At 63.1% G+C, this 23,757-nt stretch carries 15 protein-coding genes, 2 tRNA genes and 3 rRNA genes; 11 read left to right on the top strand and 9 right to left on the bottom strand.

Translation table 11 applies throughout. The annotated features are described in order from the left end of the window. Window positions 1–9 precede the first annotated feature (9 nt). Together ACUDCK_RS08825 and ACUDCK_RS08820 are read left to right on the top strand one after the other, a co-directional pair. The gene (locus ACUDCK_RS08825; protein ID WP_054503956.1) at window positions 10–1,269 is read left to right on the top strand and encodes an HlyD family efflux transporter periplasmic adaptor subunit; all 1,260 of its coding nucleotides are present in this window, start codon (window positions 10–12) and stop codon (window positions 1,267–1,269) included. A gap of 12 nt (window positions 1,270–1,281) precedes the next feature. Next, the gene (locus ACUDCK_RS08820; RefSeq protein WP_054503957.1) at window positions 1,282–2,901 is read left to right on the top strand and encodes a DHA2 family efflux MFS transporter permease subunit; all 1,620 of its coding nucleotides are present in this window, start codon (window positions 1,282–1,284) and stop codon (window positions 2,899–2,901) included. A gap of 68 nt (window positions 2,902–2,969) precedes the next feature. Here the strand turns inward: ACUDCK_RS08820 and ACUDCK_RS08815 are convergent, their stop codons facing one another. The 3 genes from ACUDCK_RS08815 to ACUDCK_RS08805 all read right to left on the bottom strand — a co-directional run bounded on the left by ACUDCK_RS08815 (window position 2,970) and on the right by ACUDCK_RS08805 (window position 6,688). Beyond that, entirely contained in the window at window positions 2,970–3,926 is a 957-nt protein-coding gene (locus ACUDCK_RS08815; RefSeq protein WP_116793145.1) for a hypothetical protein, read from the bottom strand. A gap of 27 nt (window positions 3,927–3,953) precedes the next feature. Further along, entirely contained in the window at window positions 3,954–5,021 is a 1,068-nt protein-coding gene (locus ACUDCK_RS08810; protein WP_054503958.1) for a tartrate dehydrogenase, read from the bottom strand. A 143-nt stretch (window positions 5,022–5,164) separates the two neighbouring features. After that, window positions 5,165–6,688: a helicase HerA-like C-terminal domain-containing protein gene (locus ACUDCK_RS08805; RefSeq protein ID WP_054503959.1), complete on the bottom strand. Its 1,524-nt coding sequence runs from the start codon at window positions 6,686–6,688 to the stop codon at window positions 5,165–5,167. Between the two features lie 159 nt (window positions 6,689–6,847). Here ACUDCK_RS08805 and ACUDCK_RS08800 point away from each other — a divergent pair, with 159 nt between their 5' ends. The 7 genes from ACUDCK_RS08800 (at window position 6,848) to ACUDCK_RS08770 (ending at window position 12,164) form a co-directional block, all read left to right on the top strand. Further along, on the top strand, window positions 6,848–7,579 hold the full coding sequence (locus tag ACUDCK_RS08800) for a YebC/PmpR family DNA-binding transcriptional regulator (protein ID WP_054503960.1): 732 nt from the start codon (window positions 6,848–6,850) through the stop codon (window positions 7,577–7,579). 156 nt (window positions 7,580–7,735) lie between these two features. Beyond that, a complete protein-coding gene (purD, locus tag ACUDCK_RS08795) occupies window positions 7,736–9,043 on the top strand; it encodes a phosphoribosylamine--glycine ligase (RefSeq protein WP_006387794.1) in 1,308 nt (435 codons plus the stop codon). A gap of 12 nt (window positions 9,044–9,055) precedes the next feature. Then, window positions 9,056–9,967 (top strand): oxygen-dependent coproporphyrinogen oxidase, encoded by a 912-nt coding sequence (gene hemF / locus ACUDCK_RS08790; protein WP_175167636.1) that lies wholly within the window; start codon window positions 9,056–9,058, stop codon window positions 9,965–9,967. Further along, entirely contained in the window at window positions 9,964–10,551 is a 588-nt protein-coding gene (gene nadD, locus ACUDCK_RS08785) for a nicotinate (nicotinamide) nucleotide adenylyltransferase (RefSeq protein ID WP_175167635.1), read from the top strand. Before hemF ends, nadD begins: the two co-directional genes overlap by 4 nt. Window positions 10,552–10,624: 73 nt before the next feature. Continuing rightward, window positions 10,625–11,029 carry a ribosome silencing factor gene (rsfS, locus tag ACUDCK_RS08780; protein WP_049075289.1) on the top strand — a complete coding sequence of 135 codons (405 nt, stop codon included), beginning with the start codon at window positions 10,625–10,627 and terminating at the stop codon, window positions 11,027–11,029. 9 nt (window positions 11,030–11,038) lie between these two features. Then, window positions 11,039–11,509: a 23S rRNA (pseudouridine(1915)-N(3))-methyltransferase RlmH gene (rlmH, locus tag ACUDCK_RS08775; RefSeq protein ID WP_116793151.1), complete on the top strand. Its 471-nt coding sequence runs from the start codon at window positions 11,039–11,041 to the stop codon at window positions 11,507–11,509. Between the two features lie 40 nt (window positions 11,510–11,549). Then, on the top strand, window positions 11,550–12,164 hold the full coding sequence (locus tag ACUDCK_RS08770; RefSeq protein WP_054503964.1) for a Maf family protein: 615 nt from the start codon (window positions 11,550–11,552) through the stop codon (window positions 12,162–12,164). A 73-nt stretch (window positions 12,165–12,237) separates the two neighbouring features. Here the strand turns inward: ACUDCK_RS08770 and ACUDCK_RS08765 are convergent, their stop codons facing one another. Next, window positions 12,238–13,572 carry a dicarboxylate/amino acid:cation symporter gene (locus tag ACUDCK_RS08765; RefSeq protein WP_054503965.1) on the bottom strand — a complete coding sequence of 445 codons (1,335 nt, stop codon included), beginning with the start codon at window positions 13,570–13,572 and terminating at the stop codon, window positions 12,238–12,240. 294 nt (window positions 13,573–13,866) lie between these two features. Here ACUDCK_RS08765 and ACUDCK_RS08760 point away from each other — a divergent pair, with 294 nt between their 5' ends. Next, a complete protein-coding gene (locus tag ACUDCK_RS08760; protein ID WP_231132994.1) occupies window positions 13,867–15,819 on the top strand; it encodes a sensor histidine kinase in 1,953 nt (650 codons plus the stop codon). Between the two features lie 34 nt (window positions 15,820–15,853). Then, the gene (locus tag ACUDCK_RS08755) at window positions 15,854–17,248 is read left to right on the top strand and encodes a sigma-54-dependent transcriptional regulator (protein WP_175167706.1); all 1,395 of its coding nucleotides are present in this window, start codon (window positions 15,854–15,856) and stop codon (window positions 17,246–17,248) included. 140 nt (window positions 17,249–17,388) lie between these two features. Here the strand turns inward: ACUDCK_RS08755 and rrf are convergent. The 5 genes from rrf to ACUDCK_RS08730 all read right to left on the bottom strand — a co-directional run bounded on the left by rrf (window position 17,389) and on the right by ACUDCK_RS08730 (window position 22,723). Beyond that, a 5S ribosomal RNA gene (gene rrf, locus ACUDCK_RS08750) occupies window positions 17,389–17,501 on the bottom strand. 200 nt (window positions 17,502–17,701) lie between these two features. Beyond that, a 23S ribosomal RNA gene (locus ACUDCK_RS08745) occupies window positions 17,702–20,582 on the bottom strand. Window positions 20,583–20,879: 297 nt separating this feature from the next. Further along, window positions 20,880–20,955: transfer RNA gene (locus ACUDCK_RS08740), tRNA-Ala, on the bottom strand. A 30-nt stretch (window positions 20,956–20,985) separates the two neighbouring features. Beyond that, a tRNA-Ile gene (locus ACUDCK_RS08735) sits at window positions 20,986–21,062 on the bottom strand. 130 nt (window positions 21,063–21,192) lie between these two features. Further along, window positions 21,193–22,723: ribosomal RNA gene (locus ACUDCK_RS08730) — 16S ribosomal RNA — on the bottom strand. Together the 16S, 23S and 5S rRNA genes with 2 tRNA genes alongside form the textbook arrangement of a ribosomal RNA operon. Window positions 22,724–23,757: the final 1,034 nt, after the last annotated feature.

The following is a 23,757-nucleotide window of genomic DNA, read 5'->3' as shown; positions in this document are numbered from 1 at the left end:
TCAGACGTCATGAACGCAGCCACTCCCACGACCAATCCCGCCCGCAAACGCCTGCTGCTGATCGCGACCGGCGTTTTCATCCTCATCGCGATCGCCTACGGCATCTGGTGGGCGCTGTTCGGCGCCCACTTCGAAAGCACCGACGACGCCTACGTGCACGGCAACCTGGTGCAGATCACGCCACAGGTGCCCGGCACCGTGGTGGCCATCGAGGCCGACGACACCGAAACCGTCACCGCCGGCCAGCCGCTCGTGCGCATCGACCCGGCCGACACACAGGTCGCCTTGCAACAGGCCGAGGCCAAGCTGGCTCAGACCGTGCGCCAGGTCCGCACCTACTATGTCCAGAACGATGCGCTGGCGGCTGACGTCGACCTGCGCCAGGCCGACATCCAACGCGCCCAGGCCGAACTGACCCGCGCCCAGAGCGACGTCACCCGTCGCCAGCAACTGGCCAAGTCCGGCGGCGTCAGCGGCGAGGAAATCCTGCACGCCGAAGCCGCGCTGAAGACCGCGCAATCCGGGCTGGCGCAGGCCCGCGCCGCGCTGGCCGCCTCGCGCGCCAAGCTGGCGACCAACCAGGCGCTGACGCAAGGCACCACGGTGGCCGAGCACCCTGACGTGCGCCAGGCCGTTGCCGGCCTGCGCAACGCGTGGCTGGCCCAATCGCGCACGGTCCTGCCCGCCCCCGTGGGCGGCGTCATCGCCCGCCGCACCGTCCAGGTGGGCCAGCGCGTGGCCCCGGGCGCCGCGCTCATGACGGTGGTGCCGCTGGACCAGGTCTGGGTCGAAGCCAACTTCAAGGAAGGCCAGTTGCGCAAAATGCGCATCGGCCAGCCGGTCAAGATGACGGCCGACCTGTACGGCAGTTCGATCACCTACCACGGCACCGTCGCCGGACTGGACGCAGGCACCGGCAGCGCCTTCGCCCTGCTGCCTGCACAGAACGCCACCGGCAACTGGATCAAGGTGGTGCAGCGCGTGCCCGTGCGCATCGCGCTCGATCCCGAGGATCTGAAGACGCATCCGCTGCGCGTGGGCCTGTCGATGGACGTGGAAGTCGACGTCGGCAAGCAGGACGGCGCAGCGCTGACCGCCGCCACCCGCAAGGAACCGGCCTGGTCGACGCGCGCGTTCGAACCGGCCCATGACGAGGTCGACGCCCTGATCGGCAAGATCATCCAGGCCAACCTCGCCTCCGACGAATTCACGCCGCAGGCGGCGCAATCGCCCGTGGCCAAAGAGGGCTTGGCGCGCGGCGCCAAGTAAGGGGATCTTCCCATGAGCACCACCGCTCAGCCCGCGGCCGGCGGCGCCCCCGCCGAGCCCACCGTACTTCCGCCCGGGACCTACCCGCCACTGGAAGGCGCCACCCGCATCATCGGGTCGATCGCCCTGTCCACGGCGGTGTTCATGAACGTGCTGGACACCTCGATCGCGAACGTGTCCATTCCCACCATTTCCGGCGATCTTGGCGTCAGTTCCAGCCAGGGCACCTGGGTCATCACGTCGTTCGCCGTGGCCAACGCCATCACGGTGCCGCTGACCGGCTGGCTGACGCAGCGCTTCGGCCAGGTCCGGCTGTTCCTGATATCCACCCTGCTGTTCGTGCTGGCGTCGTGGCTGTGCGGCTTCTCGCCCTCGCTCGAAGCGTTGATCGCATTCCGCGTGCTGCAAGGCGCCGTGGCCGGGCCGATGATCCCGCTATCGCAAACGTTGATGCTGGCCAGCTTCCCCAAGTCCAAGGCGGGCATGGCGCTGGCGGTCTGGTCGATGACGACACTGGTGGCGCCAGTGGCGGGACCGCTGCTGGGCGGCTGGATCTCCGACAACTACACCTGGCCGTGGATCTTCTACATCAACGTGCCGGTGGGCCTGCTGGCGGCATGGATCAGCTGGCGCATCTACGGCAACCGCGAATCGCTGACCCGCAAGTTGCCGATCGACAAGCTCGGCCTGGTGCTGCTGGTGGTGTGGGTTGGCGCGCTGCAGATCATGCTCGACAAGGGCAAGGAATTGGACTGGTTCGCCAGCCCCACCATCATCGCCCTGGCCGCCATCGCTTTCGTGGCATTCGTCTTCTTCCTGATCTGGGAATTGACCGACGCGCATCCGGTGGTCGACCTGCGCCTGTTCAAGATCCGCAACTTCACGGTCGGAGCGCTGACGCTGGCGGTGGCCTATGGCGTGTTCTTCGGCAACGTGGTGCTGCTGCCGTTGTGGCTGCAGAGCTACATGGGCTACACGGCCACCTATGCCGGCCTGGTGACCGCGCCGGTGGGCCTGCTGGCCATCCTGCTCACGCCGATGGTGGGCAAGATGCTGGCCACGCGCGACCCGCGCCAGATCGTGACAGTGGCGTTCCTGATCTTTGCGCTGGTGTGCTTCATGCGTTCGGGCTTCAACACCCAGACCGACGTGCGCACGCTGATGATCCCGACCATCATCCAGGGCGCGGCCATGGCGGCGTTCTTCGTGCCGTTGACGTCGATCACGCTGTCGAGCATCGAGCCTTGGCGCATCCCGGCCGCCTCGGGCCTGTCGAACTTCCTGCGGCTGACCGCGGGCGCCTTCGGCACCTCGATCGCGACTACGCTGTGGGAGAACCGCGCCACGCTGCACCATGTGCAATTGACCGAGGCGGCGCGGCCCGGCCAGCAGGCGTTTGACCAGACACTCAACGTGCTGCAGAACACGGTCGGCATGTCGCACCAGCAGGCCTTGAGCACGGTCGACCGGCTGATCAACGCGCAGGCGTTCACGATGTCCGCGGTGGATGTGTTCTACGCCTCGGCGGTGATCTTCCTGTTGCTGACTGGCCTGGTCTGGTTCGCCCGGCCACGCTCGGCCAAGGCGGGCGGTGGCGGCGGCGCGGCCGAAGCCGCGGCGGGCGCCCACTGATCGCCGCCCAGCCCTGTCCCTGACAGGGCGCGCACCCAAAAAAAGGCCCGGCGGATGCCGGGCCTTTTTCAATGTTTAAGCAGCGTGTGCCAGTCCTGCCGTTCGATCACCTCCGGCGGCAGCGCGCTCACCGGCGACAGGTTGATCACCGACACGCCGCGCCCACGCCACTGCTGCGCGGCGAAGCGGAACGAGGGCTCGATCAGGCGGGCGAAGTTGCGCGCCAACCGGCTGGCCTGCGGCGTCTCGCCTTCGTCGTAGAAGCGCATGCCGTGCTGCAGTGTCAGGTCCAGGCCGTGCAGATAGACCTTGCGCGCGCCCCCCGAAATCATCACCTGCAGCGCCACGTAAGCCACCGTATCCGCGTCGAACACCCCGAGCGACGCGTCGAAGCTGTAGCCCAGGCCCTGCTTGGCGTCCAGCAGCCGCAGGTCGGGCGAGGCGGCCACCATGCGCTTGAGCACCGCGGGCGCGGCGCTGCGCTGGTAGGCGCGCTCGGAAATGAACTCGATGATGCAGATGCGGCAGCGGATCTCTTCCTGCGCAATCCCCTGCATGATGTAGCGCAGCACGTCGGGCAGCACATACAGCGTCAGGTCACAGGCGACGATCTCGCGCACCAGATCGATGCGGTCCCGCACGAAATTCTGGTCGATGATGCAGTAGTACTTGAACTGCAGATTGAACTTGCGCGCCAGCGCGATCGAACCATTCACCCCCATGGCTGCCCGGATGTCCAGGCGGTCATAGGGAATCTCGGCGATCGACGGCCCGCTCAGGATCAGGTGCATCTCGTCGTCGTCGGGGTCGTACCCCTGCTCCAACGGCGTGATGGGCACCGAGCGGCCGAACGCGCGGAAACCACAGATCACCCCCGCGGGATTGCGCCAGATGCGCACGAACGGCCACAGGTGCTGATTGTGGCGCTGCGTGCGCGACCGCAACATCCGGAACAGCTTGCGGGCGAAACGGTCGGCACGGCTGCCACCCACCGGGGCGGAGCGGGAGGCGATGGAATCGACCACGGTCTGGGCCCCGGTCAACGCATCGCGCTAGGTCGCCGCGATCAGCGACGCAATGGCGTCGCCTACTTCGGCAGTGGACGCAGTGCCCTTCATGTCGCGCGTGCGCGGGCCATCGGCCAGCACCGTTTCAATGGCGCGGACCACGGCCGCCGAGGCGGCGTCATAACCCAGGAAGTCGAGCATCAGCGCGCCGCTCCAGATCTGGCCGATCGGGTTGGCGATGCCTTTGCCATAGATATCGGGTGCGGAGCCATGCACGGGCTCGAACAGGGACGGGAACTTGCGCTCGGGGTTCAGGTTGGCCGACGGCGCGATGCCGATCGTCCCAGTGCAGGCGGGGCCGAGATCGGAAAGGATATCGCCGAAAAGGTTGGAAGCCACGACCACGTCGAACCAGTCAGGATGCTGCACGAAATGCGCGCAGAGGATATCGATGTGATATTTGTCCCAGCGGACATCCGGATAGTTCCCAGCCATTTCCGCCACGCGCTGGTCCCACCATGGCATCGAAATCGAAATGCCGTTGGACTTGGTCGCCGCCGTCAGGTGCTTGCCGCGCTTGCGGGCCAGTTCGAAGGCGAATTTCAGTACGCGCTCGGCGCCGATGCGGGTAAATACGCTTTCCTGGATGACCACTTCGCGCTCGGTGCCGCCAAACAGGACGCCGCCGCTGTTGGAATATTCACCTTCGGTGTTTTCACGCACGATGAAGAAATCGATCTCGCCGGGCTGGCGGCCGGCCAGCGGCGAAGGCACGCCGGGCATCAGGCGCACCGGGCGCAGATTGATGTACTGGTCGAATTCGCGGCGGAACTTGAACAACGAGCCCCACAACGCCTCGTGGTCCGGCACTGTGGCGGGCCAGCCGATGGCGCCGAAGAAAATCGCTTCATGCTGGCCGATCTGCCGTTGCCAATCGTCCGGCATCATTTTGCCGTGCTTGGCGTAGTAATCGCAGCTCCAGTCGAAGTGGTCCCACTGGAAATCAATGCCGAAGCGCGACGCAACGGCGTCAAGCACTTTCAGGCCTTCCGGAACGACTTCCTTGCCGATTCCGTCCCCTGGGATCACCGCAATCTTGTGTTTTTTTGCCACCACCGTTTCCTTTGTAATCCTGGATTGCACCGCCCAGAATCATAGGCATAAATGGCGGTAACGCAATACCCCAAGTTACAAACAACGTACTACCCGACGTTACAGCGCCGGGTACAGTTTGTTCCGGAGATGGAATACAGAATTCAGCGACGCGTCTTGGAGCCCAGCAGCGATCCCAGGATGCCGCGCGCCAGTTGCGTCGCGATCGAACGCGCCGTGCTCTTGGCGAAAGTCTGCACCACCCCATCGCGCTTGCCGCCGCGCGGGCCGGTGGAGCCGAACAGCACATCGTTCAGGCTGTCCATCAGGCCGCCGCCCTGCGCCTGGCCCGGCGCGCCGCCCGCAGTCGGCGTCGGCGCGGCCTTCCCGGACGCCTGATCGGCCGGGGCCGCGGCGCGTCCGGCCAGCACTTCGTAAGCGGATTCGCGGTCGATGGCCTTGTCATACTTGGCCGACATCGGGCTGCCCTGGCGCAGGGCCAGGCGCTCGGCGTCGGTGGCCGGGCCGATGCGGCTGCCTGGCGGCACGATCCAGGCGCGCTCGGTCGGCATCGGGCGGCCCTTGGCATCCAGCAGCGAGACCAGCGCTTCGCCCACGCCCAGTTCGGTGATGGCCGCCTCGATATCCAGTCCCGGATTGGGCCGCATGGTCTGGGCCGCGGTCTTGACAGCCTTCTGGTCGCGCGGCGTGAAGGCGCGCAAGGCGTGCTGCACCCGGTTGCCCAACTGGCCCAGCACGGTGTCCGGAATGTCCAGCGGGTTCTGCGTCACGAAATAGACGCCCACGCCCTTGGAACGCACCAGCCGCACCACCTGTTCGATCTTGGTCAGCAACGCTGGCGGCGCGTCGTTGAACAGCAGGTGCGCCTCGTCGAAGAAGAACACCAGATTGGGCTGGTCGACGTCGCCCACTTCCGGCAGTTTCTCGTACAGGTCGGCCAGCAGCCACAGCAGGAAGATGGCGTACAGCCGCGGCGCCTGCATCAGTTTGTCGGCGGCCAGCACGTTGACGATGCCACGTCCCTGGGCGTCGGTGCGCATCAGGTCGGCGACGTCCAGCATCGGCTCGCCGAAGAATTTCTCGGCGCCCTGCGACTCCAACGCCAGCAGGCCGCGCTGGATCGCGCCGACGCTGGCGGCGGACACGTTGCCATAGCGGGTCTTGAGCTCGGCGGCGCGGTCGGCGACGTTCTGCAGCATGGCGCGCAGGTCTTTCAGGTCCAGCAGCAGTTGGCCTTCGTCATCCGCCACCTTGAACACCAGCGTCAGCACGCCTTCCTGGGTGTCGTTCAGCTCGAGGATGCGCGCAAGCAGCAGCGGCCCCATGTCGGTGATGGTGGCGCGCACCGGCGTGCCCTGCTCGCCGAACACGTCCCACAGCGCGACCGGGCTGGCGCCCCAGGCCGGCTCGTCCAGGCCCAGGTTCTTGAGCCGCTCCTGCAGCTTGGGGCTGGCCGCCCCCGCCTGCGAAATGCCGGTCAGGTCGCCCTTGACGTCGGCCATGAAGACCGGCGTGCCGATGCGGGAGAAGGATTCGGCCAGCACCTGCAGGGTGACGGTCTTGCCGGTACCGGTGGCGCCAGTGATGCAGCCGTGGCGGTTGGCCAGGGCGGGCAAGAGGGCCAATTCGGTCTGCGCGTTCTTGGCGATGACGATGGGATTGGGCATGGACTGCTCTCCGGACCGGAATGACTCAGATGCCCAAGTGTAGAGCCTGCGATGACGCTTGTGCGCGTGGCAATATGGACACAGGCGGCCCGCTCCCGGGCGCGGAGGCCGCCGGCACGGTAAAATGCCGTTTTTGCAGACAATTTATCCTGGGAAGCCATGGCCGGACACAGCAAATGGGCCAATATTCAGCACCGCAAAGGCCGTCAAGACGCCAAACGCGGAAAGCTCTGGACCAAGATCATTCGTGAAATCACCGTGGCGGCGCGCGCCGGCGGCCCCGACCCGGACAGCAACCCGCGCTTGCGCATGGCCTGGGACAAGGCCACCGACGCCAACATGCCCAAGGACAACATCCAGCGCGCCATCCAGCGCGGCGCGGGCGGCGCGGACGGCGAAGCGTACGAAGAAGTGCGCTACGAGGGCTACGGCATCGGCGGCGCGGCGGTCATCGTCGACTGCATGACCGACAACCGCACCCGCACCGTGGCCGAAGTGCGCCACGCCTTCGCCAAGAACGGCGGCAACCTGGGCCAGGAAGGCTCGGTCGCCTTCATGTTCAAGCACTGCGGCCAATTCGTGTTCGCCCCCGGCACGCCGGAAGACAAGGTCATGGAAGCCGCGCTCGAGGCCGGCGCCGAAGACGTCGCCACCGACGAGGAAGGCGTGATCGAAGTCATCTGCGCCCCGACCGACTACGCCGCCGTGCGCAAGGCGTTCGACGAGGCCGGCCTGAAGGCCGAAGTCGACGGCATCGTCATGAAGGCCCTGAACGAAACCGAACTGGCCGGCGAAGACGCCATCAAGATGCAGAAGCTGCTCGACGCCCTGGAAGGCCTGGACGACGTGCAGGAAGTCTATACCACCGTCATTTTCGACGAAGCGCAGTAACTTTCCGCAGTCTTTTTCCATTACCCCGGCGCGCTGCGGGCTTATGCCTTCCAGGCGCCGCGCTGTCACCGGATCCGGGCCCGCCCGGATCCGTGGCCTATTTCTCGGGCAGGTGTCTGACGACACTCGACTGGCAACCTTAAGAATCACGCAACAATGAAACTCCTGGTAATTGGCTCGGGCGGCCGCGAACATGCCCTCGCCTGGCGACTGGCCCGCTCCCCCCGCGTACACAAGGTGTACGTGGCGCCGGGCAACGGCGGCACGCAACGGGCCGAGCAGATGGAAAACATCCCGCTCACCAATGCCGAGGAATTGGCCGATTTCGTCCAGCGCGAAGGCATCGCCCTGACGGTCGTGGGCCCCGAGGCGCCGCTGGCCGCCGGTGTGGTCGACGTCTTCCGCGCCCGCGGCCTGAAGATCTTCGGCCCGACCAAGGCCGCCGCGCAACTGGAAAGCTCCAAGGACTACGCCAAGGCCTTCATGGTCCGGCACAACATCCCGACCGCGCGCTACGAAACCTTCACCGATCCCGCCGCCGCCCACGCCTATATCGACCAGGAAGGCGCCCCCATCGTGATCAAGGCCGACGGCCTGGCCGCCGGCAAGGGCGTGGTGGTCGCCGCCACGCTCGAAGAGGCGCATGCCGCCGTCGACGCCATGCTGGGCGACGGCTCCATGGGCGAAGCCGGCGCGCGCGTCGTCATCGAGGAATGCCTGGTCGGCGAGGAAGCCAGCTTCATCGTCATGTGCGACGGCCGCAATGTGCTGGCGCTGGCCACCAGCCAGGACCACAAGCGCCTGCAGGACGGCGACCAGGGCCCGAACACCGGCGGCATGGGCGCCTACTCGCCCGCCCCGATCGTCACGCCCGAGCTGCACCACCGCATCATGCGCGAAATCATCCTGCCGACCGTGCAGGGCATGACGCGCGACGGCATCCCCTACACCGGCTTCCTGTACGCCGGCCTGATGATCGCCCCCGGCGATGATCCCGACCGCGACATCAAGACGCTGGAATTCAACTGCCGCATGGGCGACCCGGAAACCCAGCCGATCATGATGCGCGTCAAGAGCGACCTGCTGGACGCGCTCGAGCACGCCGTCGAGGGCACGCTGGACCAGGCCGACATCACCTGGGACCGCCGCACCGCCCTGGGCGTGGTGCTGGCCTCGCACAACTATCCCAACACCCCGCGCACCGGCGACGTCATCCGCGGCCTGCCCGCCGACGCCGACGACTGCATGGTGTTCCACGCGGCCACCCGCCTGGAAGGCGACGAAACCCAGACCACCGGCGGCCGCGTGCTGTGCGTCACGGCGCTGGGCGACTCGGTCAAGATGGCGCGCGACCGTGTGTACGAAGCCATCGACGGCATCCACTTCGACGGCCGCCAGTACCGCAGCGACATCGGCTGGCGCGCGCTCAAGCCGTCGCAGCAGAAGCCCAAGTCCAACGCGTAACCGGAAGCGCCGATGAACGCCTTGCCCGTCGCCGACGTCCGCGGCTACCTCACCGGCCTGCAAGCCCGCATCGTCGCCGCGCTGGAGGCCGCCGAAGGCGGCCCCTTCCGCAGCGACGAATGGGTCAGGCCCGAAGGCGGCGGCGGCCTGTCGCGCCTGCTCGAAGGCGGCCAGTTGTTCGAGCGCGCCGGCGTGCTGTTCAGCCACGTCCAGGGTTCGAAGCTGCCGCCGTCGGCCAGCGCGCACCGGCCCGAGCTGGCTGGCCGCTCCTGGGAAGCCATGGGCGTGTCGATGGTGCTGCACCCGCGCAACCCGTACGTGCCCACCACGCACATGAACGTGCGCATGTTCGTCGCCGCGGCCCGTCCCGGCCATGACGAGGCCGACGTGTTCTGGTTCGGCGGCGGCATCGACCTGACGCCCTACTACCCTTTCGAGGAAGACGCGCGCCACTTCCACACGGTGTGCCGCGACGCCCTGGCCGGGCATGGCGCCGACTACTACCCGCGCTACAAGCGCTGGTGCGACGAGTATTTCTTCCTCAAGCACCGCAACGAAACCCGGGGCATCGGCGGCATTTTCTTCGATGACCTGAACGCTCCCGGCTTCGACGCCTCGTTCGCCCTGACGCGCTCGGTCGGCGACGCCTTCCTCGACAGCTACCTGCCGATCGTCGAACGTCGCCGCCACACGCCCTACGGCGAACGCGAACGCGACTTCCAGGCCTACCGCCGCGGCCGCTACGTCGAATTCAACCTGGTGTTCGACCGCGGCACGCTGTTCGGCCTGCAGTCCGGCGGCCGCACCGAGTCGATCCTGCTGTCCATGCCGCCGCTGGCGCAATGGCGCTACGACTGGCAACCGGAGGCAGGCACGCCCGAGGCCGAGTTGGCTGCCTACCTGACGCCGCGGGACTGGGTGTGAAGCGCATCGGGCTCCTGGGCGGCAGTTTCGACCCCGTCCACGTCGCGCATGTCGCGCTGGCCGACAACGCGCTGCGGGCGCTCGGCCTGGCGCAAGTGCAACTGATCCCGGCGGCCAACCCCTGGCAGCGCGCCGCCTTGCACGCCACCGCGGACCAGCGCCGCGCCATGCTGGAACTGGCCATCGCCGGCCACGATGGCCTGGCGGTCAACCCGATCGAACTCGAACGCGGCGGCGCCACCTACACTATCGACACCCTGCGCGCCCTGCCCGCGGATGCCCGCTATGTCTGGCTGCTGGGCGCCGACCAGTTGGCCAATTTCTGCACCTGGCAGTCATGGCGCGAAATCGCCAGCCTGGTCGACCTGGCGGTGGCCACACGCCCCGGCACGCCGCTGGCGCCGCCGGCGGAGCTGGCTGACTGGCTGCGCGGCCAGGGACGCGAACTCGAAGAATTGCCTTTCGCCCCGATGCCGGTTTCAGCCTCGCAGATCCGCGAGCGCCTGGCCCGGGGCGAATCGACCGACGGCCTGCTGGCCGCGCCCGTCGCCGCCTATATTGCGGCGCACCATCTTTACCGATAAACCCATCCCGCCCTGGCGCGCAGCGCCACGGAAACCGGCACTCGCCGTCCGTCAGCGGGTTATATTTGCAGCTATGGATATACAGAAACTCCAACGCGCCGTCATCGACGCCCTCGAAGACGTCAAGGCGCAAGACATCAAGGTCTTCAACACCACGCATCTGACCAGCCTGTTCGATCGCGTCGTGATTGCAAGCGCCACCTCCAATCGCCAGACGCGGGCGCTGGCCTCCAGCGTGGCAGACCGCGGCCGCGCGCTCGACCTCTCCGGCATCACGATCGAAGGCGAGGACACCGGCGAATGGGTCGTCGTCGACCTGGGCGACGTCGTGGTCCACATCATGCAGCCCGCCATCCGCCAGTACTACAACCTGGAAGAGATCTGGGGCGGCAAGCCGGTGCGCGTCAAGCTGCTGCCGGAATCCACCCGGGTCGCGCCAATCGCCAGCGACAGCGCCTACGACAGCACCGACGATTAAGAGCGCGTCGTGAAGCTGATCGTCGCCGCCGTGGGCACGCGCATGCCAGACTGGGTGCAGACCGCCTGGGACGACTACGCCAAGCGCCTGCCGCCCGACTGCGCGCTCGAACTGCGCGAGATCAAGCCCGAACCCCGCACCACCGGCAAGACCCCGGCCCAGATGATGGCCGCCGAGGCCAAGCGCATCGAGGCCGCGCTGCCGGCCAGTGCGCTACGCCTGGCGCTGGACGAACGCGGCCGCGACCTCACCACCATGGCGTTGTCACAGAGGCTCGAACAATGGCGCGCGGGCGGTCAGGATGTCGCCTTCCTGGTCGGCGGCCCCGACGGCCTGGATGCCGAGCTCAAGGCTTCGTGCAGCGGCCAGTTGCGCCTGTCGTCGCTGACGCTGCCGCATCCCATGGTGCGCGTGGTGCTGGCTGAACAGCTCTACCGCGCCTGGGCCATCATGACCAACCATCCCTATCATCGCGCCTGAGGCATGACGCCGGACGCCAGCCTGGCGCGCGCCGCTTCCCATGACTGACGCTCCCCCTCCCGCACGCCTGTACCTCGCCTCCGCCAGCCCGCGCCGGCGCGAACTGCTGACGCAGATCGGCCTCGCGCACGACGTGCTGCGCGTGCCGGCGCCGCCCGGTGAAGACGAACCCCAGCACCCCGGCGAAAGCGCCGCCGACTACGTGCAGCGCACCGCGCGCGACAAGGCCGAACGCGGCCGCGACTGGCTGCGCGCGCAAGCCTTGCCGGCCTTGCCGCTGCTGGCCGCCGACACCACCGTCATCCTCGACGGCCAGGTGCTGGGCAAGCCCGCCGACCGCGACGACGCCATCCGCATCCTGCAGGCGTTGTCGGGCCAGACGCACCAAGTCCACACCGCCGTCGCGCTATGGACGGGCGATCGCCTGCTGGAAGCGGTTTCGATCACCCAGGTGCAGATGCGCCCCTTGCAACCTGACGAAATCGCGCGCTACTGCGACAGCGGCGAGCCTTACGGCAAAGCCGGCGCCTATGGCATCCAGGGCCTGGCGGGCACTTTCATCGCGCGCATCGACGGCAGCTACACCGGCGTCATGGGCCTGCCGCTATTCGAGACCGCCAACCTGTTGCGGGCCGCGGGCATCGCGATTCCCTGATTCCGCGCAATCCCATGAAAAAAGCCCCCGGGCCTTGCGGTCCCGGGGGCTTTTTGACGTGGTCAGGCGGCGATCAGCTCTGCGACGTCGACACCCGCGCCATCGCCTGCGGCTGCGCGGCCGGCGCCTCGCCTTCGAGCGCCGCATGCAGTTGGTCCTTGTCCAACTCGCCTTCCCAGCGCGCCACCACGACCGCGGCGGTGGCGTTGCCGACCAGGTTGGTCAGCGCGCGGCATTCCGACATGAAGCGGTCCACGCCCAGGATCAGCGCCATGCCGGCCACCGGCACCGTCGGCACCACCGACAGCGTCGCGGCCAGGGTGATGAAGCCGGCGCCCGTCACGCCCGCGGCGCCCTTGGAGCTCAGCATCGCCACCAGCAGCAACAGGATCTGGTCGCCCAGCGACAGCGGAATGTCGCAGGCCTGCGCGATGAACAGCGCCGCCATCGTCATGTAGATGTTGGTGCCATCCAGGTTGAACGAATAACCGGTGGGCACCACCAGGCCAACCACCGACTTCGAGCAGCCGGCGCGTTCCATCTTCTGCATCAGCGTCGGCAGCGCCGCTTCCGACGAGCTCGTGCCCAGCACCAGCAGCAGTTCTTCGCGGATGTAGCGCACCAGCTTCAGGATCGAGAAGCCGTTGTAGCGCGCCACCAGGCCCAGCACCACGACCACGAACAGCACCGAGGTGGCGTAGAAGGTGCCCACCAGCATCGCCAGGTTGATGATCGACTTGATGCCGTACTTGCCGATGGTGAACGCCATCGCGCCAAATGCGCCGATGGGCGCGGCCTTCATCAGGATGGCGACCAGCTTGAAGATCGGTTGGGCCAGCGCCGTCAGGAAGTCCAGCACCGGCTTGCCGCGCTCGCCGACCTGAGCCAGCGCGATGCCGAACAGCACCGCCACGAACAGCACCTGCAGGATGTCGCCGCCGACGAAGGGGCTGAAGATCGTGGTGGGGATGACGTTCAGCAGGAAACCCGTGATGGTCGAGTCATGCGCCTTAGCAACATAGCCCGACACCGCCTTCTGGTCCAGCGTGGCCGGATTGATGTGCATGCCGGCGCCCGGCTGCACGATGTGGCTCACCACCATGCCCACGATCAGGGCCAGGGTCGAGAACACCAGGAAGTACAGCATGGCCTTGCCCGCCACGCGCCCGACCTTCTTGAGGTCGCTCATGGCCGCGATGCCGGTCGCCACGGTCAGGAAGATCACCGGGGCGATGATCATCTTCACCAGCTTGATGAAGCCGTCACCCAGGGGCTGCATGGCCTGCCCGAGGTCGGGCTTGAAATAGCCCAGCAGGATGCCGATCACGATCGCGAAAAGCACCTGCACATACAGAATTTGATAGAACTTGAGCTTGCGCGCAGGCGCGCCTTGATCCACTTCGATCATCGGGATTTGTCCCCACCAGGGCCCCAGGCTCCATGCGACGATGCGCAGCGGGTATCGGGGCGTTATCTCTTTTAAAGCCTTGCGTATCTCCGCAGGCCGATTTCACCCGATGAGCAATATCGCCGGGCTTGCACTGTCATATGCAAATGGCGTGCCAAGCCACGGTTGATCGGATATAGAGCTCAAGTCTTTGATTCAATTGTTTTTTTTCTGGCTGACAGGGGTTGCCGCCGAAAAGATTGGCGAAATACCACACAGAACTCCGCTAAAATGTGCGAAAAACCGCACACCACCATGCCCACTCGTCCTCGCTCCCAGCAGGCGTCCGCCGCTGCGCCCGCTCAAGCGGATGCCGCCGCGTCCCGCCGCCGTCCGGCCTGGCCGTGGGCGCTTCTGATTCTGGCGGTCGTGGCGGTGGTGTTCGGTATCCTGCATGCCGCCAGCGAATGGGCGCGCGACGGCGCTCTCAAGGAAGCCTACCTGCAGGCCCGCAGCGCCGGCCAGATCAACGCCGCCCTGCTGCGCAACAACCTGGACAAATTCCGTGCGCTGCCATTCGTCCTCACTCGCGATGTCGACCTGCGCGCCACGCTGCAGAACCCCACAGCGGCGCAGATCGAGTCGCTCGACGAAAAACTCGACAGCCTGAGCCGCGGCGTGGGCGCCTCGGCGATCTACGTCCTGGACCAGACGGGCTACGCCATCGCCGCCAGCAACTGGCGCGAACCCGCCACCTTCGTCGGCGTCGATTACCAGTTCCGGCCGTACTTTCGCGGCGCCGTGGCGCACGGATCCGCCGAGCACTTCGCGCTTGGCACCATCAGCCACGAAGCCGGCCTTTACCTGTCGCGGCGGGTCGACGACACCAGCGGCACGATGCTGGGCGTCGTGGTGTTGAAAGTCGATTTCCGTGACCTCGAAGCCGACTGGCGCCAGTCGAACGCGCCCATCTTCGTCACCGACGAACATGGCGTCGTGCTGCTGGGCAGCGTGCCCGACTGGCGCTTCCGCGTGCTCAAGCCGCTGGCGCCCGACCTGGCCCAGACCCTGCGCACCAGCCTGCAGTTCGGCGACGCCATGTTCCAGCCGCTGCCCTTGCGGCCCGCCCCGACGACGATCAGTGGCGGCCAACTGCTGCGATCGGCCGAAGCCCTGCCACAGATTCCAGCCGGCGCGCCGCTGCTGCACACCACACTCCCCATCGTCGAATCGCCGGGCTGGACGCTGCACCTGCTGTCCCCCGTGCAGTCGGCGCTCAACCGCGCCACCGCCAACGCGCAACTGGGCGCGCTGCTGGCCCAAGGCGTGCTATCCGCCGTCATCGGCATCCTGCTTTACCGCCGCCATCGCAACCGTGAACGCGCCTCCCAGCAGATGGCGGTACGCCAGCAGTTGGCCGCCCAGGTCGAAGAGCGCACCGCGCAACTGCGCGAGGTCAACCAGCAACTGCTGGCGCAAATGGACGAACGCCAGCGCACCGAGGCGCGTCTGCACACCATGCAGGACGAACTGGTGCAAGCCAGCAAGCTCGCGCTGCTGGGCCAGGTTGCCGCCGGCGTCGCGCACGAAATCAACCAGCCGGTGGCCGCGATCCGCGCCTATGCCGACAACGCCGCTGAATTCCTACGCCGCCAGGATCCGGCCTCCGTCCAGGAAAACCTGGGCACCATCGCCTCGCTCACCGACCGCATCGGCCATATCACCGGCGAGCTGCGCGCGTTCTCGCGCAAGGCAGGCGCCTCGGTCGGCCCCACCAGCCTGAAAGAGGCGCTGGATGGCGCACTGCTGCTGGTCGGCCCCCGGGCCAGGCGCCAGCGCGTAGTGTTGCAACGCCCGCCTGTGGAACAAGACTACCTGGTGCAGGCCAACCGCATCCGCCTCGAGCAGGTGCTGGTGAACCTCCTGCAGAACGGCATGGATGCACTCGAAGGCCAGGCCGACGGCCGCATCATCATCGCACTGCAGGACATGGGCGCCTCGGTGCAACTGTTCGTCAACGACAACGGCCCGGGCCTGTCGCCCGAAGCCAGCGCGCGCCTGTTCACGCCGTTTCACACCACCAAGGCCGAGGGCCTGGGGCTGGGCCTGGTGATTTCACGCGACATCGTCGCCGAATTCGGCGGCGACCTGCGTGCCGCCCATCCCGGCGATGCCATTTTCCCCGCGCCCCACGGCCCCGGCCGCGGCGCGATGTTCACCCTGACGCTGCGCAAAGCGCCGCCTTCGATCCATGACCCGCGTACCTGACACCGACCACTCCCAGCCCCTGCCGCCAGGCGCCATGCCTGGAGCCGCCCTGCTGGAAGATCCCCGCGCCAAGCCCGCCGCACCACGTGTCGCCTTCATTGACGACGACGAGGACCTGCGCCGCGCCAACGTGCAGACGCTCAAGCTGCACGGCATCGCGGTCGAAGCCCATGCCAGCGCGCGCGGCGCGCTCGCCACGATCAATCGCGACTTCGACGGCGTGGTGGTCACCGATATCCGCATGCCCGACATCGATGGGCTGCAACTGTTCCAGCGCCTGCGGGCCATCGACCCGGAGATCCCCGTCATCCTCATCACCGGCCACGGCGACATCGCCATGGCGGTGCAATGCATGCGCGACGGCGCCTATGATTTCCTGGCCAAACCCTATCCCCCGGATCGCCTGGTCACCGCCATCTCACACGCAGCCGAAAAACGTCACCTGGTGCTGGAGAACCGCCGCCTGCGCGAGGCCGCGTTCGCGGTCGAAGCCGACGAAGTGCCCTTCATAGGCACCACCCCGGCCATGCAGCGCATCAAGCAGACGCTGCGCCACATCGCCGACGCCGACGTCGACGTGCTGGTTGAGGGCGAAACCGGCACCGGCAAGGAAGTGGTCGCCACCGCCCTGCACCGCCTGAGCCGCCGGCGGCATCGCGCGCTGGTCGCGATCAACTGTGGCGCGCTACCGGAAAGCGTGATCGAAAGCGAGCTGTTCGGCCACGAGGCCGGCGCCTTCACCGGCGCGCAGAAGCGGCGCATAGGCCGCATCGAGCACGCCAGCGGCGGCACCCTGTTCCTCGACGAAATCGAGAGCATGCCCCTGGCGGTGCAGGTCAAGCTGCTGCGCGTCCTCGAATCGCGACAGATCACCCCGCTGGGCAGCAACGAAGTCCGCAACCTGGACTTGCGCGTCGTCGCCGCCACCAAGGAAGACCTGGGCAGCCCGGCCGTTCGCGCCAAATTCCGCGAAGACCTGTTCTACCGCCTGAATGTGGTCACCATCCGCATTCCGCCCCTGCGCGAACGCCGCGAGGACATCCCTCTGCTGCTGGCCCACTACCTGGGTCATGCCTCGCGCCGCTTCCAACGCGACATTCCCGACATGCCCACGGACATCAAGCGCCATCTATTGACACATGACTGGCCCGGCAATGTGCGAGAACTCGCACACTTCGCCGAACGCTTCGTCCTGGGCGTGCTGAACACCCCCACCGCCACGGCCCCCGAACCCGCAATCAGCGCCGGCACCCTGCCGGAAAAGATGGAGCGTTTCGAAGCCCAGCTCATCCGTGAAGCGCTCGCCGCCCACCGGGGCGACGTCCGCGCAACGCTGGAAGCGTTGGGCATTCCTCGCAAGACGTTCTACGACAAGCTGCAGCGTCACGGCATTGACCGTCAGGACTACACCGGAACGGCACCGCTCTGACGCATTGTCCCGGCCAACAAAAACCCCCGTGCGGCGCAAGCCGCATGGGGGTTTCTTTTCGGGGTTTCTTTTCAGGGTGTGGCGCGCCCCAAAAGACAAAACCCCACAGGCGTTAGCCTGCGGGGTTTTGAGCAATAAAAGCCTGACGATGACCTACTTTCACAGACGTCCGTCCACTATCATCGGCGCAAAGGCGTTTCACTGTCCTGTTCGGGATGGGAAGGAGTGGTACCACCTTGCTATGGTCGTCAGGCGTAACGGGTTGAGAGATTGTCTTTGGGGACAACCGCTCCAATCTTGGAAGAAGCGCAACGTGTGGCGATCAGAGTGTGACTCGATGATCAACGCACAGTGGGTGTAATTGGTGTTGGCTGGCTGCTGACGGGGCAGCCAGATTTTGTATTGAACGACACTTGGAACGCTATATCACCAGGTCATAACCATCAGTGTTATAGGATCAAGCCTCACGAGCAATTAGTATCGGTTAGCTTAACGCATTACTGCGCTTCCACACCCGACCTATCAACGTCCTGGTCTCGAACGACTCTTTAGGGGGATCAAGTCCCCGGGATACCTAATCTTCAGACGAGTTTCCCGCTTAGATGCCTTCAGCGGTTATCTCTTCCGTACTTAGCTACCCGGCAATGCCATTGGCATGACAACCGGTACACCAGAGGTACGTCCACTCCGGTCCTCTCGTACTAGGAGCAGGCTCCGTCAAGTATCCAACGCCCACGGCAGATAGGGACCAAACTGTCTCACGACGTTTTAAACCCAGCTCACGTACCTCTTTAAATGGCGAACAGCCATACCCTTGGGACCGGCTACAGCCCCAGGATGAGATGAGCCGACATCGAGGTGCCAAACACCGCCGTCGATATGAACTCTTGGGCGGTATCAGCCTGTTATCCCCAGAGTACCTTTTATCCGTTGAGCGATGGCCCTTCCATTCAGAACCACCGGATCACTATGTCCTGCTTTCGCACCTGTTCGACTTGTCAGTCTCACAGTCAAGCACGCTTATGCCATTGCACTATCAGCACGATTTCCGACCGTACCTAGCGTACCTTCGAACTCCTCCGTTACACTTTGGGAGGAGACCGCCCCAGTCAAACTGCCCACCATGCACTGTCCCCGATCCGGATAACGGACCAAGGTTAGAACCGCAAACAAACCAGGGTGGTATTTCAAGGATGGCTCCACGTGATCTAGCGACCACGCTTCAAAGCCTCCCACCTATCCTACACAGGCCGGTTCACAGTCCAATGCAAAGCTACAGTAAAGGTTCATGGGGTCTTTCCGTCTAGCCGCGGGTAGATTGCATCATCACAAACACTTCAACTTCGCTGAGTCTCAGGAGGAGACAGTGTGGCCATCGTTACGCCATTCGTGCAGGTCGGAACTTACCCGACAAGGAATTTCGCTACCTTAGGACCGTTATAGTTACGGCCGCCGTTTACCGGGGCTTCGATCAAGAGCTTGCACCCCATCACTTAACCTTCCGGCACCGGGCAGGCGTCACACCCTATACGTCGACTTTCGTCTTTGCAGAGTGCTGTGTTTTTAATAAACAGTCGCAGCCACCGATTCTCTGCGACCCCATCATGCTAAGCGCGCAGGCGCTTCACACTACCGGGGTATACCTTCTCCCGAAGTTACGGTATCAATTTGCCGAGTTCCTTCTCCTGAGTTCTCTCAAGCGCCTTGGAATATTCATCCCGTCCACCTGTGTCGGTTTGCGGTACGGTCTCGTACAGCTGAAGCTTAGAGGCTTTTCTTGGAACCACTTCCAATCACTTCGCAAGCAATGCTCGCTCGTGCCATACCCTTGATTTACGCGCCCGGATTTGCCTAAGCGCCATCTTCGATACGTCAACAGGGACATCCAACACCCTGATGATCTTCCGCGATCCGTCCCCCCATCGCACTGTACGACGGTGCTGGAATATTAACCAGCTTCCCATCAGCTACGCATCTCTGCCTCGCCTTAGGGGCCGACTCACCCTGCGCCGATGAACGTTGCGCAGGAAACCTTGGACTTACGGCGAGGGGGCTTTTCACCCCCTTTATCGCTACTCATGTCAGCATTCGCACTTCTGATACCTCCAGCAGCCTTTACAAGCCACCTTCGCAGGCTTACAGAACGCTCTCCTACCGCGTGTACAAAGTACACACCCGCAGCTTCGGTTTATCGCTTAGCCCCGTTACATCTTCCGCGCAGGACGACTCGATCAGTGAGCTATTACGCTTTCTTTAAAGGATGGCTGCTTCTAAGCCAACCTCCTGACTGTCTATGCCTTCCCACTTCGTTTCCCACTTAGCGATAATTTGGGACCTTAGCTGGCGGTCTGGGTTGTTTCCCTCTTGAGTCCGGACGTTAGCACCCGGTGCTCTGTCTCCCAAGCTGTACTTGCGGGTATTCGGAGTTTGCCATAGTTTGGTAAGTCGCCATGACCCCCTAGCTATAACAGTGCTCTACCCCCCGCAGTAATACTTGAGGCACTACCTAAATAGTTTTCGGAGAGAACCAGCTATTTCCAGATTTGTTTAGCCTTTCACCCCTATCCACAGCTCATCCCCTAATTTTTCAACATTAGTGGGTTCGGTCCTCCAGCACGTGTTACCGTGCCTTCAACCTGGCCATGGATAGATCATCTGGTTTCGGGTCTACACCCAGCGACTGAATCGCCCTATTCGGACTCGCTTTCGCTACGGCTTCCCTATTCGGTTAACCTTGCCACTGAATGTAAGTCGCTGACCCATTATACAAAAGGTACGCAGTCACCCCACAAGGAGGCTCCTACTGTTTGTATGCATACGGTTTCAGGATCTATTTCACTCCCCTTCCGGGGTTCTTTTCGCCTTTCCCTCACGGTACTGGTTCACTATCGGTCGATCACGAGTATTTAGCCTTGGAGGATGGTCCCCCCATCTTCAAACAGGATTTCACGTGTCCCGCCCTACTTTTCTCACGCTTAGTTCCACACACAAAATTTCGTCTACAGGGCTATCACCTGCTACGGCCGGACTTTCCATTCCGTTCGACTATCTTGCATGCTAAAACGTGAAGGCTCTTCCGATTTCGCTCGCCACTACTTTCGGAATCTCGGTTGATTTCTTTTCCTCGAGCTACTGAGATGTTTCAGTTCACCCGGTTCGCTTCCACTGACCTATGTATTCAGTCAGGGATACTCCTTGCGGAGTGGGTTTCCCCATTCGGATATCTGCGGATCAAAGCTTGTTTGCCAGCTCCCCGCAGCTTTTCGCAGGCTACTACGTCCTTCATCGCCTGTGATCGCCAAGGCATCCACCATATGCACTTAGTCGCTTGATCCTATAACGCTGTAGGCTATAGGACCTGAGTATTAGCGTTTGTGCCGTTCATAAGTTTCAAAGCAGTCTGAGGTTATTCACCCCAGTCTTGAGAACTTGGAACAAAATTAATGCAATCACAACCCGTACCCATCTTCATCAGCAAGCTGATTACTTGATGAGCACATTTCGTTGTGCTTCTTCCAGATTGTTAAAGAACGAATATAGCTGTTGAGTAAAACCCAACTCATAAGACCGTGAAGATATTATTCCTCACGACGCTATGAGTTAGCCTCTACATCCCACCAGGCGCAGGTCTTGGTGGAGGTGAACGGGATCGAACCGATGACATCCTGCTTGCAAAGCAGGCGCTCTCCCAGCTGAGCTACACCCCCATATCCACGGCATCTCTACCTGCGAATACTTGGTGGGTCTGGTTGGATTCGAACCAACGACCCCCGCCTTATCAAGACGGTGCTCTAACCGACTGAGCTACAGACCCAAAACCTTCTCGGATCAGTAGTCAGAAGTCATGGACACAGGGAGGAGTCCCTCTACCCAAGCCCACAACCGATCCCAGCTATATCAAACAACCGATAAGAGTGGACGCTTAACACGAGCACTAAGCTCTGAAAGGAGGTGATCCAGCCGCACCTTCCGATACGGCTACCTTGTTACGACTTCACCCCAGTCATGAATCCTACCGTGGTAATCGCCCCCCTTGCGGTTAGGCTAACTACTTCTGGTAAAACCCACTCCCATGGTGTGACGGGCGGTGTGTACAAGACCCGGGAACGTATTCACCGCGACATGCTGATCCGCGATTACTAGCGATTCCGACTTCACGCAGTCGAGTTGCAGACTGCGATCCGGACTACGATCGGGTTTCTGGGATTGGCTCCCCCTCGCGGGTTGGCGACCCTCTGTCCCGACCATTGTATGACGTGTGAAGCCCTACCCATAAGGGCCATGAGGACTTGACGTCATCCCCACCTTCCTCCGGTTTGTCACCGGCAGTCTCATTAGAGTGCCCTTTCGTAGCAACTAATGACAAGGGTTGCGCTCGTTGCGGGACTTAACCCAACATCTCACGACACGAGCTGACGACAGCCATGCAGCACCTGTGTTCCGGTTCTCTTGCGAGCACTACCAAATCTCTTCGGCATTCCAGACATGTCAAGGGTAGGTAAGGTTTTTCGCGTTGCATCGAATTAATCCACATCATCCACCGCTTGTGCGGGTCCCCGTCAATTCCTTTGAGTTTTAATCTTGCGACCGTACTCCCCAGGCGGTCAACTTCACGCGTTAGCTGCGCTACCAAGGCCCGAAGGCCCCAACAGCTAGTTGACATCGTTTAGGGCGTGGACTACCAGGGTATCTAATCCTGTTTGCTCCCCACGCTTTCGTGCATGAGCGTCAGTGTTATCCCAGGAGGCTGCCTTCGCCATCGGTGTTCCTCCGCATATCTACGCATTTCACTGCTACACGCGGAATTCCACCTCCCTCTGACACACTCTAGCCCGGTAGTTAAAAATGCAGTTCCAAAGTTAAGCTCTGGGATTTCACATCTTTCTTTCCGAACCGCCTGCGCACGCTTTACGCCCAGTAATTCCGATTAACGCTTGCACCCTACGTATTACCGCGGCTGCTGGCACGTAGTTAGCCGGTGCTTATTCTGCAGGTACCGTCAGTTTCGCGGGGTATTAACCCGCGACGTTTCTTTCCTGCCAAAAGTGCTTTACAACCCGAAGGCCTTCATCGCACACGCGGGATGGCTGGATCAGGGTTTCCCCCATTGTCCAAAATTCCCCACTGCTGCCTCCCGTAGGAGTCTGGGCCGTGTCTCAGTCCCAGTGTGGCTGGTCGTCCTCTCAAACCAGCTACGGATCGTCGCCTTGGTGAGCCGTTACCCCACCAACTAGCTAATCCGATATCGGCCGCTCCAATAGTGCAAGGTCTTGCGATCCCCTGCTTTCCCCCGTAGGGCGTATGCGGTATTAGCTACGCTTTCGCGTAGTTATCCCCCGCTACTGGGCACGTTCCGATACATTACTCACCCGTTCGCCACTCGCCACCAGACCGAAGTCCGTGCTGCCGTTCGACTTGCATGTGTAAGGCATCCCGCTAGCGTTCAATCTGAGCCAGGATCAAACTCTTCAGTTTAATCTCTGTATTTGTTTCGTATTTCTTAGTTCCGAAGAACCGAGTCATACGTCGCTACTCAAAGGAAGTGAGGTATGTGCTTAGACTTGACATCTAAGGTACTTCACTTCTAGTGAGCACTTGATTTCATTGTGCTTGTGACGGGTTTTAAAAACCAGTCACTGCGCACTCGCATCAAGCGCCCACACTTATCGGTTGTTTAATTGTTAAAGAGCGGTACTGCCAAATTCTGTACTACCAAACTACTTACTGCATCTTCTGCTTTCTTCGGCGATTTCGCTTTCGCGTCGATCGCTGTGTCAGCAGCAGAGAAACGAGATTATGAAGAAGTTTTTATCGTTTGTCAAGTCAGCGTTGCTTGCTTCACTTCGCTGTCTTGCCTACGACCTCTTCAGGTCTCACCAGGTTCGCACCCGGCTTTCTCTTTAGCAGCTATCGAAATATCAGGGTTAACCCTAAGTTTTCGGTAACTGCCAAGCCTGAAACTATAACACAACTTTTGCAGATTATGCAACCGGCTTTTGCCTAATTTGCATCCTATCCTGCAACCCCGCCGCTTTGTGAATCGCTTCACTTCGCAGCAGCTCCGGATCGCTCCAGAGGTTGGTTACCGCCCAGTCGGCTTGCAACATTGTTCAGACCACCCTATCGGGTAAACCCTGATTCGCCGTCACCAGCCAAGCCCAAGACTATAGCACAATTTTTGCAGATCGTGCAACTGGCTTCTGCCTGATTTGCACCGACTTACGCAAAATTCGCTGACCGCCGGTTCGAGAGAATCATCGCTGACTCACCGCCTTGCTGCCCTGCGGCAGATTCGTCGCCATAGCGTCAAATCCGTTGCACTTGCCTGGCTTCGCGGCTCACAAAACTGCGTGAACTGCGAAGGAGCGAGACTATAGCACAGAAATTTGGGCTGTCACACGCCGGACGCAAAAAGCCTGATGAATTTGCAGACCGCCCGATACGAGAGAGCCCCCTGCCTGCCCCCTGCCTGCTCTCCGCCCGCCCCTCCCCCGCCCACGCACTTGCCC

Source organism: Achromobacter sp. CF-sbj1-Ac2-l (assembly GCF_052698165.1).
This window is presented reverse-complemented; position numbering and strand designations above follow the sequence as displayed.